The sequence below is a fragment of the Streptomyces sp. NPDC058092 genome (assembly GCF_042884935.1).
GTDB lineage: Bacteria > Actinomycetota > Actinomycetes > Streptomycetales > Streptomycetaceae > Streptomyces.
The window spans coordinates 19130-29362 of sequence record NZ_JBHVSY010000048.1 but is presented as its reverse complement, the minus strand read 5'-3'; the positions used below and the strand labels follow the sequence as shown (position 1 = coordinate 29362).

The window sequence follows — 10233 nt, the reverse complement described above, 5'->3', positions numbered from 1 at the left end:
GCGGGTACCACATCGCTGCGCGATGTGCAAGCGAACTGCCCCGCTGCGCGGGGCAGTTACGCAACCCGCTCCGCGGGTTGCGAACCTCAGGGCTGCGCCCTGAGGTTGAGGCCCGGCGGGCCGGGCCAACTCCCTCCGCTTCGCTCCTGGAGTTCAGGGGCCGGCCCGCGTTGCGGGCCGGTGGGCCCCGCTGCGCGGGGGCCCGGCCTGGTGGGGTGTCAGGTGCAGGTAATTTCGCTTCCTGTAAGGGAGTTGACGGTGCTTCGCAACCCGTCTGAGGGTGTGTCCGCTGCGCTCCCCCACCCCGGGCCCTTCCGGCTGCGCCTCCAGGACCTGAAGCCCGCTACGCGGGCTTGGCTGGCTACGAGGGGAGGGGGTCGTTCGTTCGTTTCGGGTTTCAGTGTAGCGGGTGCATCAGGTTTGATACGCATGTACTGTTGGCGGAAACGCAGGACACCTCTAGCCACCTGATGCGGGCCCAGGTGCCCGTGCTTCCGGAAAAGGTAAAACGCATGTGGAGTGCTCAGGACGTGGCGCGGGATCAGGTCCGACGTCAGGCGAATGGCCTGGATATCGCCGCCGTTGCGGAAAAGGTCGCGGCGGCCGCTGTCCGTGAGCGGAAAACCGCGGAGCAGTTGAGGGGAAACGGGTCCTTCTACGAGTTCGAGATGGACCGGGAGCGGATGGCTGCCATCTGGCTGGCCAAACACGCTGAGTGGCGGCGCGTCAGGGACTTGATGACTGCGGCCGGTTGGAGCGTGTACGAGCCGGACCAGGACGTGCAAGGCTCAGTGTGCGCTCGCGAGCGTGAGGAACGGTTTGCTGGTGCTCTTGCGGCGCAGGCCGCCTTCGGGGAACGGCAGGAGGAGGAAGCGGATGAACTGCGAGCGGAGGTCTGGCTGTCCGTCGCGCCCAGTCGGCTGATCCGGGTGGTGGCCGGCCGGACGGGGTTGCGCCCCTCTCAGGTCCTGGCCCAGCTTGCCGAGCGGATCATCGTGGCCGAGGACGGCACGGTGTCCGTCCCGCCCTTCACCCCGTCCCAGTGATTTCCGAAGCGAGTGGAAAAGAAGGAAGAGAAGGAGCGTTGGAATGCTGGGTATTCAGCTTCGGGAACACCAGGTAGCCCAAAAAGCGAGTTTCCGTAAGTGGGTGGGATTCCCTGCAAGATCATCTGTGCCCTCGCAGGGGGCTCGGGGCACGATCGTGTCAGCGACCGGCTCGGGCAAGACGATCACGGCCGCCGCGTGCGCGCTGGAGTCGTTCGCGGACGGCCGGATCCTCGTGACCGTGCCGACCCTGGACCTGCTCGCGCAGACCGCCCAGGCGTGGCGGCTGGTGGGCCACCGGGCCCCGATGGTCGCGGTGTGCTCGCTGGAGAACGACCCAGTGCTCAACTCGCTCGAGGTGCGCACCACCACCAACCCGATCCAGCTCGCCCTGTGGGCCGGTTCCGGGCCGGTCGTCGTGTTCGCCACGTACGCCTCGCTCGTGGACCGCGAGGACATCGGCGCACCGATGGGCCAGCGGAAGGTTCGAGGGCCGCTGGAAACCGCTCTTGCGGGCGGAGAGCGGCTCTACGGGCAGCAGATGGCCCCGTTCGACCTCGCGATCGTGGATGAGGCCCACGGAACCGCCGGTGATCTTGGACGGCCATGGGCAGCGATCCACGACAACGCTCGCATCCCCGCCAACTTCCGGCTCTACCTCACTGCCACACCCCGCATCCTGGCCTCACCCCGGCCGCAGAAAGGCGCGGATGGCCAGGAGCTGGAACTCGCGTCCATGGCCGACGACCCGGACGGCACGTTCGGTGCCTGGCTGCCTGGGGCTGAGCTCGGGCTCTCGGAGGCGATCGAGCGGGGCATCCTTGCCGGTTTCGAGATCGACGTGCTGGAGATCCGCGACCCCTCGCCCGTTCTCGGGGAGTCGGAGGAGGCGCGGCGGGGCCGGCGCCTGGCGCTCCTGCAGACCGCCCTGCTGGAGCACGCGGCGGCGTACAACCTGCGTACGGTCATGACGTTCCACCAGAAGGTGGAGGAGGCCGCCGCGTTCGCGGAGAAGCTCCCCGAGACGGCCGCGGAGCTGTACGTCAACGACGCCTCCGACGCCGACCTGGCTGCCGCTGACAAGCTGCCGAAGTCCTCAATCGACGCGGAGTTCTACGAGCTGGAGGCCGGCCGCCACGTACCCCCGGACCGCGTCTGGTCGGCCTGGCTGTGCGGCGACCACCTCGTGTCCGAGCGGCGAGAGGTCCTGCGCCAGTTCGCCAACGGCATCAACGCGGCCGGACGCCGGGTGCACCGCGCCTTCCTCGCCAGCGTTCGCGTCCTCGGGGAAGGCGTGGACATCACCGGCGAACGGGGAGTCGACTCGATCTGCTTCGCCGACACCCGCGGCTCCCAGGTGGAGATCGTCCAGAACATCGGCCGGGCACTCCGGCTCAACAAGGACTGCTCCACCAAGGTGGCCAGGATCATCGTGCCGGTGTTCCTGGAGCCCGGCGAGGACCCGACCGACATGGTCGCCTCCGCGAGCTTCAAGCCGCTCGTGGCCGTATTGCAGGGCCTGCGCTCGCATGATGAGCGCCTGGTCGAGCAGCTCGCCTCCCGCGCGCTCACCAGCGGCAAGCGCAAGGTCCACGTCCGGCGCGACGAGGACGGGCAGATCGTCGGGGCCGGCGGGGAGGGCGACGGCGAGGACCAGGAGCAGGACGACGCGCAGGCCGCCGCCGAAGCGGCCCTGCTCCACTTCTCCAGCCCGCGCGACGCCGCGACCATCGCGGCCTTCCTGCGCACCCGGGTCTACCAGCCGGAGTCCCTGATGTGGCTGGAGGGCTACCAGGCCCTGCTCCGGTGGCGCAGGGAGAACGAGATCACCGGCCTGTACGCCGTCCCGTATGACGTCGAGGTCGAGGTCGGCGTCACCAGGGACTTCCCGCTTGGCCGATGGGTGCATCAGCAGCGGAAGGCGCTGCGGACCGGGGAGCTGGAGGAGCGGCGCAAGACCCTGCTGGACGCGCCGGAGGCCGGGATGGTCTGGGAACCGGGTGAGGAGGCGTGGGAGAACAAGCTCGCCGCACTCCGGTCCTACCGGCGGGCGACCGGGCACCTCGCGCCGCGACAGGACGCGGTGTGGGGCGAAGGCGAGGCCATGGTGCCCATCGGGCAGCACACGGCGAACCTGCGCCGGAAGGGCGGCCTGGGGAAGGGCGCGGAGCGGGCCGCCGTGCGTGCGCAGCAGCTGGCCGCGGTCGACGAGGACTGGAACTGCCCGTGGCCGCTGGACTGGCAGCGGCACTACCGCGTCCTCGCGGACCTGGTCGACGCCGACGGCAGCCTGCCCGACATCGCACCCGGGGTGCTGTTCGAGGGCGACGACATCGGACGGTGGCTGGAGCGGCAGAAGAACCCAGGCACTTGGGCGCAGCTATCGCCCGGGCAGCAGGAACGGCTGTCGAAGCTGGGCATACAGCCCGCTGAGGCCCCGACTCCCGCCCCGGCAGCTGCTCGTACGACGAAGGGCCCGAGCAAGGCGCAGGCGGCGTTCCAGCGGGGCCTGGCGGCCCTCACACAATGGGTGGAGCGGGAAGGCGCGGACCGGCCCGTACCGAGGGGACACAGCGAGGAAATCGCGGTCGACGGCGAGACCGAGCCGGTGGTCGTGAAGCTGGGCGTATGGATCTCCAACACCAAGTCGAGACGCGACAAACTCACCGCCGACCAGCTCGCCGCGCTCACGGAGCTGGGCATGGAATGGGCAAGGCCGGTGATCATCCCCCAGACCGCCCCGGACAGCCCCTGACCGCCTTCCTGCGCCGTGACCGGGCCCCGGGCCTCTTGGAGGTCCGGGGTCCGTTGCGGCCAGTCTTCGCAGGTCAGGGGTGAAACGCGGACTCTGTTGCACCCCCGTGTTTCAGGGCGGTGTTTCACGAGGCGCTGCCAGCCGCCGCGCGGTCCGGGTAGGGCGGCGCATCATGGCTGATCTTCCAGGGCTCCCGTCATGTGGCACATGACTACACGAGCGTGCTCAGGGCCTGCTCAGCCATCTGGATGCCGACCTGAGCGGCGGCCGTCGCTCCGGCTTCCACCAGCATGGACTTGACCTGAGTCGCGAACTGCCGGATCCGGCCAGGCTCGGGGTTCGCCGACGACGCTTCGTCGTGGAGCTCTCGGGCGACGCGCTCCAGTTCCACGCGGTCCGTCTCGGGCATGTTCAGGGTAGTGCTGATCTGGCCGACGTAACCGGCCAGCTGGACGAACGCGCTCGGGTCGATGCCAGCGGTGTTGTTCTGGGTGACGTTCTGCTGCTCGCCGATGATGACGCCCTGCGCGTTCGGCAGGAAGTTGTTGTAGGTGGTGCCGGGGCGCTGCTGGTTGGTGTGGTCCTGCACGCTTCCTCCTGACAGGGCACAGCTGACGCCCTGAGGTGTGATCGCGACGGTGGCGGGTTCGGTGTCGATGTACTTAATCAGCTGGTGCTCAGACAGGTAGGCGAGCGCTTCATGCAGCTCGGATCCGGTGATCACGGCCCCGGCGAAGAACGACCAAGGTGTGGCAAGGAACAGCTCCGGGTCAATGGGCGTGTGGCCGCCTGCCGTGTCGAACAGCCACCGGAGGAAGACATCCATGGTGTGCCGCAAGCGGGCAGCACGGTTCTTCTGTAGCTCCTTCAGCCGGTGCACCTCGACCAGGCCCTCATCGCTGAGATGGATGGCGTAGAGGCCGGACCCGGCCCGCAAGGCCCTCACCATGCCTCGTTGTTCCAGTTGAAGAGCGAGGGGGGCCAGGTTCTCCTGGAATTCTTGCTCAATCTGTTCCATGCTGGCGCCACGCCCGGTCCGGGTGTCCAGCAAGAGCAGCAGCCGGGCCAGATATCCGCTGCTTTCGGTCACCTCACTGCCGGAAACCGCGCTGACGGTGGCATCGAGCTGTGCGGACACACGAGAAGGGTTCCGTCGTTGAGCGCGTTCCAGGCTCTTCTTGGTCTCCTTGGCAACATTGTTCGCCCACTTATCCAGCTCACGTCTATTGATCCCGCTGCGGGGCACGTCGCCCTCCTGTCGCCGGTGCTTGGGCGACAGGGTACGGGTGGGCTCTGACACTCCGGCCCGTGCACGCTCCAGTGCGACCAGTGGAGCTCTGAGTGCGGAGAGCCGACGGTTCGCGCGCGCCGGCACTGGGGGAACGGTCTCCCGGGTGAGGGCACCACCACAGCCGAGCAGGCGGCACCGGAGTGCCTGGTGAACTTGAACATGATCGCCAGGTGGATCGAGGGGCGCTCCGCGGAGACCGCGCCCTGCTTCCTACCTGAAGACCAAATCTGAGCAAGTGGCCTTGATCGTGAACAGGGCCTGGGGACGCCGGCGCGGGTGGATGCTTTGCCGGTGACAAACATTGATGAGGTACGCCGGGCCCTGAAGGAGTCCAGGTTCGATGTTCTGCTGGGGCTGGAGGAGTCGAGCTGGCTGGACGTCAAGAGCGGGATCTACCACCTGGGCAATCCGGAGCACGAACAGGAACTCCTCAAGGACGTGGCCGGCTTCGCCAACACTTCCACCGGGGGACTGCTGGTAGTCGGCTTCAAGACCGAGCAGCCCCACGATGTCGAGATCGTTTCCGAGCTCAAGCCCGTGCCACGGAAGCTCGTCGACCTCGACCGGCACCGCAAGCTGATCGACGGAAAACTGATACCCACGGTGCGAGGTCTGAGCGTCAACTGGATCGACTGCGGTGAAGAAAAGGGCGTACTGGTCATCGACATCCCAGCCCAGCCGCCCACTTCCCAGCCTCTCGTAGTGCCGGGCCCGACCAAGGGCGCACCACCCGATTCGGTCGCCGTACCGATGCGGCGAGGAGACCGCACCACATGGCTCCCCCGGGCCCAGATTCAGGCGCTGCTCGCCACAGGGTGGGCGGTGACCGGTGCACCTGCTAAACCAGCAGCCTCGCGCACTGCGGACCGTGCGAAGAGCGGCCGCGTCTTCGACGCGATTCCTCCCGATGCCCGATGGATCAAGGTACTGGCCGAAGGAGCCCCGCTGCATCGGGTGCCCACCTGGCTGGCGGACGCCGCCTACGACGCGTACGACACGCTCACCGGCGACGTCGTGGACTTCATCGACGCCGAGGCGGCTGAAGAGCACCAAGCCCTGGTAGAAGCGCTGGGTGATCTCCACGCTGAGTTCATCGGGACCTTCCCGCCTGGCGAGGTGAGCGGCTACAAGTACACGGAAGTACCAGCCGAATTGAAGGGCACAGACCCCGCCCGCTACTACAAGGCGCTTGAAGACTTGTCGACGGCGAGGCAGAGGTTCCTGGACCTGTACAGACAGTTGAGCAACACACTGAACAGAAAAGGGTTGCTGTCCTGACGGCCCTGGGCTGTCCCTCGAGGCAGGGAGCGCCACTACCGGGTGCTCGCCGACCTGGTCGACGCCGACGGCGTTCTGCCCTACATCGCGCCGGGCGTCGTCTTCGAGGGCGACGACGTGGGCAAGTGGCGGTGGCAGCAGAGGCCGGGCACACGGGCGCAGATCCTCCCCGAGCAGCGGGAGCAGCTGGGCGTCAAGCCGCTTGAGGCGCCGTCTCCCACCCCGGCGGCCACGCGTACGGCGAAAGGAGGCCCGAGCAAATCCGGATCGAACCGGACTCGCCGCCGTGTTCTCCCATGTGCGCAGTCACGGCGTGAACTATCCAAGAGTTCGGCTCCAGAACATCAAAGATCACCATCTGAAGCGTTAAAGGTTCCAGGTGCCAAGTAAGCGCCTGCCTGCGACTTCGGGCACCAATGGTTTCCTATTGGGGTCATCTGGTATCACATGTTTTCCGATAGCCCGGTCTGAACGGGAGGCGGCCAAGCGGCCGCACCGGAATTCGGCACCCGCTTCGTACGACCGATCGGTGAACATGGACTCCGTGAACACCGAACTGACCGTGCTGAAGCGGGACATGGCCGTGAGCCAGGACGACACGATACGGATGCTGCTGGAGCAGTCCAAGCGCACCGGCCGTGCCGTCCTCATCAGGCGTGCCTTCGTCCAGGATGCCGATCCCGGCCTCCGCCTGGTCACGCGGCCCGGCCCGTTCGCCAAGATGCTGCGCAGTGACGAGCGGCTGGACCTTTTCCTCCTGATCCACTGCGTCACCGCGCGCGCCGACTGGGGCGTCGCTCACCGGTCCGAGACCTGGGGCCGCGCCGCGGGGATCTCCTTCGCCACCAATGGAACGGCGAGCGCCGCGGTCTCCCGGCACCTGCACAAGCTCAAGGAACTGAAGCTGATCAACACCGAGCCGTACGGCCGGATGACGAAGATCACCAAGTTGCTCGAGGACGGCTCCGGCGACCCGTACACGCTGCCGTCGGGCGACAAGGAGGGCTCCCGCAAGAGCACCTACTTCAAGGTGCCGTTCGCTTACTGGGAGCAGCGCTACTACCGGTCGCTCTCGATGCCGGCGAAGGCGATGCTGCTCATCCTCATGAGCCAGCGCAGCCCGTCCTTCGTCCTGCACAAGGCCAGGGAGTACGCGCTCTGGTACGGGGTCTCCCCGTCAACGGTCGGGCGCGGCATCGAGGAACTGAAGAAGAGGCGCCTGCTGTACGAGTTCCTCTCCGAGCAGCAGTTGGACGGCTTCTCCGTCCTCGGGCAGAGCACGCATGTCCGCTGGGCTCTCGCCGCGCCGTTCGACCTGAACGTCAACAAGACGGAGCGCGAGGCGGCAGAGGCCGCCTGGACTCCTGAGGGCGTCGCCCGCACCGCGCTGCGGATCGGCGCCCGTATCCCCGCGCTCTCGGGGGCCACGATTCCGCAATGAGCACCGCCGGGGCGCTACGGCCCTCGGCCCCACGACTCCCGGCCCGGCACACCTGGGGCGGGCGCGGCGCAGGCCGCCGCCCCGAAACGGGCGACGGCCCCCTGTTCCAGCAGGGAGCCGCCCAGTGAAGAAACCGACAGTCACTCCCCAAGGAGGCACCATCAGCATGCTCAACGAGGCTAAAGGCACCGACCCGCCGACGTCGACCCGGCATCGCCAGGGCAACGGCAAGCTGCGCCCCATCCGGTCCGGGATCCGGACCCGGCTGCGGCAACTGCTGGACGGCGGCCGCCCACGGCGCCTGCGCACCCTCGCCCGTACGGCGGGCTACGGCGTCCTCCGCGGCTCCGCCGGCGCCGTGGGCGCGAGCGGGACCGGGTGGATCATCTGGTGGATCCAGCAGCGCTGAGCCGGCGCACTCACTGATCCCGTCGTACACCGCCGCTGGCGACCCCGGTTTCAGCACCGGGGCCGGGGCCGTCAGCGGCGCTGCGGCACCAAAAAAGGCCGGGTCGGAACCCACGCGGGAGCCCGGCGCGGCAACGACGCACACGCGCGGCTGCTGCTAGTCGTCGGTTCCAGCTCTCTCGTAGCCGACGTCTGCCAATCCTGTCCCGAAGATGTTGGAACTGGCGGGCAGCGCCAAGCGGTGTGGGAGAACTGTCGCTGCGGGGAGCAGGCCTTGTCGGGTTGGCCGGTGGGAGAGGTGGACGTGGGACAGATCGAGCAGGGGCTGGAGCGTGCGTTGCGCACCCGTCCCGTTCCCTCAAGTACTGGGGCCCGCCTGCGGTTTCTGCTTATGGCGCATCAGGGTTCCACCCGGAGGGTAGCCGCCGTACTGGGGGTGTCGCAGCGCACCGTGCAACGGTGGGCGACGAAGAAGCCGGGAGTCCGCCGCCCGCCGGGTCCGCTGCAGGTCCGGGCGATCGAGGAAGCGGTCCTGGCTCGGTGGCAGCCCCGAGTGCGGGCACGCCTGCGTGCCCAGGCCGAGGCGGAAGGCTTCGTCTTCCATACCCGGGCGCGATTCGGCTTCGCCGCGCCAGCAGGGTCCTCGGACGATCCGCGGGTGCGGTGGATCACCCAGGACCTGCCAGGAGAGGTCGCCCGGGAGCTGTTCGCCGCTCGGGATGCCGGCGCGGGCGAGCAGCAGCAGACGGTAATCCTGGCCCGCGCCCTGGGGCACACCTACTTTCGCGAATGGGGCCGCCGCGCCCACGGTCTACACATCTCCTTCAGCGACATCGAGTTCGCCGACTTCTCGATCGGATGAGCCTGCCCCTCTCGAGCGACTCTGTCAGAGGGTTCAGCGTCGCGAGGGCCTGGCGTGCCCGGCCGGCGTCGCTTCGTACCTCTCAGCTTCCTGCCGCTCGCGCCAGTCCCACTCCACACGGCCGACCGGGCCTTTGCGGCGGGCTACGGGCGGCTGGGGCGGGCGCAATCTGGCCGTCTCCGCCACGCGCAGCAGGTGCGCACGGTCGCCTGGCGCGGCGAGCAGCTCTTGGTCCTCGCCGGAGACGAGCCGGGTGAAGCAGGCCGCGGCCCGCAGGAAGATGCCCGCCCAGGGCGGTACAGGGTAGGCGGCGCAGCCGTCGGTGTAGCGGGTGCGGTCGTGCAGGACAAGCGTGGCCGCGGTGTCGTCGTAGTCGCGGGGGCGGGCGGTGGCGAGCTGCTGGAGGGAGGCACCGGTGAACAGGGCGGCGGCGATAGCTGCGGCCAGGCGGGGATGCGCGGTCGCCGCGTGCAGCCGGTGAGCGACTTGCTGGGCAATGCGCGCGGTGAGAGGCACGGGCGGTGGGCGGTGTCGGAAGACGATCGGGGGCGGCGTGCACGGAGTGTCGCAAAGGCGGGGGCTGTCGTAGGAGACGAGGCGATCCAGTGCGGGCAGGGTGAGCCACCGGCCGACTGGCCGGGCGAGCTCGTCTGCAGGTAGGTGCTCAATGGCGGTCCCGCCGTAGTAGTGGTGGCGGGCAGCCTCGAAGTCGGCGGTGACGGAGTAGTCGGCCGTCCGCAGGGCCTGGTGCAGAGCGGCTGGAAGGTGAGGGCGGTGGCAGACCAGGGTCAGGTGGACACCGGTGAGGGCATGTAGCTGCAGCAGGCGCATCGCGCGGCCGGCGGTGAGGCGGTGGGCGCGCAGGACGGTCAGCCGGGTCACGGGCAGGGCGGTCATCCAGGCGGCAGCGGCTTCCCAGGCGGGCTGACGCCCGGCAGGGAAACGGCCCGGGAGCAGGGGTGGTTTGCCCAGGGCTGCGAGTAGGTCGTGGGCGAGGCCGGTTTCGCTGGTGCTGCCAGGGCCGGGGTGCAGGGTGATCCGGCCGGACGGCGGGTGGTGGGCGGCCAGGGCGGTGTGGGTGTGGATCGCGTCGTCGCCCGGGTCGAGGACCACAGCGATGGGCGGAGGCGCGGCGAGGGCCATGGCGGTGTG

General features: G+C 68.7%; 9 protein-coding genes. 7 read left to right on the top strand and 2 right to left on the bottom strand.

The annotated features are described in order from the left end of the window. Positions 1 to 437 precede the first annotated feature (437 nt). Together ACFVV1_RS39860 and ACFVV1_RS39855 are read left to right on the top strand one after the other, a co-directional pair. Positions 438 to 1046, top strand: a complete 609-nt coding sequence (locus ACFVV1_RS39860) for a hypothetical protein (protein ID WP_390000308.1) — start codon at positions 438 to 440, stop codon at positions 1044 to 1046. 43 nt (positions 1047 to 1089) lie between these two features. Next, the gene (locus ACFVV1_RS39855; RefSeq protein ID WP_390000305.1) at positions 1090 to 3801 is read left to right on the top strand and encodes a Helicase associated domain protein; all 2712 of its coding nucleotides are present in this window, start codon (positions 1090 to 1092) and stop codon (positions 3799 to 3801) included. A gap of 211 nt (positions 3802 to 4012) precedes the next feature. On the opposite strand, the gene ACFVV1_RS39850 is transcribed toward ACFVV1_RS39855, so the two are convergent. Beyond that, positions 4013 to 5047, bottom strand: a complete 1035-nt coding sequence (locus tag ACFVV1_RS39850) for a hypothetical protein (protein ID WP_390000303.1) — start codon at positions 5045 to 5047, stop codon at positions 4013 to 4015. A 321-nt stretch (positions 5048 to 5368) separates the two neighbouring features. Here ACFVV1_RS39850 and ACFVV1_RS39845 point away from each other — a divergent pair, with 321 nt between their 5' ends. From ACFVV1_RS39845 to tpg, 5 genes are all read left to right on the top strand, one after another. Further along, on the top strand, positions 5369 to 6370 hold the full coding sequence (locus ACFVV1_RS39845; RefSeq protein WP_390000300.1) for a helix-turn-helix domain-containing protein: 1002 nt from the start codon (positions 5369 to 5371) through the stop codon (positions 6368 to 6370). 544 nt (positions 6371 to 6914) lie between these two features. Further along, a complete protein-coding gene (locus ACFVV1_RS39840; RefSeq protein ID WP_390000297.1) occupies positions 6915 to 7811 on the top strand; it encodes a hypothetical protein in 897 nt (298 codons plus the stop codon). Beyond that, positions 7808 to 7939 carry a hypothetical protein gene (locus tag ACFVV1_RS39835; RefSeq protein ID WP_390000294.1) on the top strand — a complete coding sequence of 44 codons (132 nt, stop codon included), beginning with the start codon at positions 7808 to 7810 and terminating at the stop codon, positions 7937 to 7939. Before ACFVV1_RS39840 ends, ACFVV1_RS39835 begins: the two co-directional genes overlap by 4 nt. A 38-nt stretch (positions 7940 to 7977) precedes the next feature. Next, a complete protein-coding gene (locus tag ACFVV1_RS39830) occupies positions 7978 to 8220 on the top strand; it encodes a hypothetical protein (protein WP_390000292.1) in 243 nt (80 codons plus the stop codon). 240 nt (positions 8221 to 8460) lie between these two features. Beyond that, positions 8461 to 9081, top strand: a complete 621-nt coding sequence (gene tpg, locus ACFVV1_RS39825) for a telomere-protecting terminal protein Tpg (protein ID WP_390000289.1) — start codon at positions 8461 to 8463, stop codon at positions 9079 to 9081. Between the two features lie 33 nt (positions 9082 to 9114). Here tpg and ACFVV1_RS39820 read toward each other — a convergent pair whose 3' ends face one another. Continuing rightward, positions 9115 to 10224, bottom strand: a complete 1110-nt coding sequence (locus ACFVV1_RS39820) for a hypothetical protein (RefSeq protein ID WP_390000286.1) — start codon at positions 10222 to 10224, stop codon at positions 9115 to 9117. Between the last annotated feature and the right edge of the window lie 9 nt (positions 10225 to 10233).

Bases quoted from the DNA above. Each gene is read 5' to 3' on its own strand.
- ACFVV1_RS39820 (WP_390000286.1), bottom strand. From the start codon at position 10,224: ATGGCCCTCGCCGCGCCTCCGCCCATCGCTGTGGTCCTCGACCCGGGC.
- ACFVV1_RS39855 (WP_390000305.1), top strand. From the start codon at position 1,090: ATGCTGGGTATTCAGCTTCGGGAACACCAGGTAGCCCAAAAAGCGAGT.
- ACFVV1_RS39835 (WP_390000294.1), top strand. From the start codon at position 7,808: ATGAGCACCGCCGGGGCGCTACGGCCCTCGGCCCCACGACTCCCGGCC.
- ACFVV1_RS39830 (WP_390000292.1), top strand. From the start codon at position 7,978: ATGCTCAACGAGGCTAAAGGCACCGACCCGCCGACGTCGACCCGGCAT.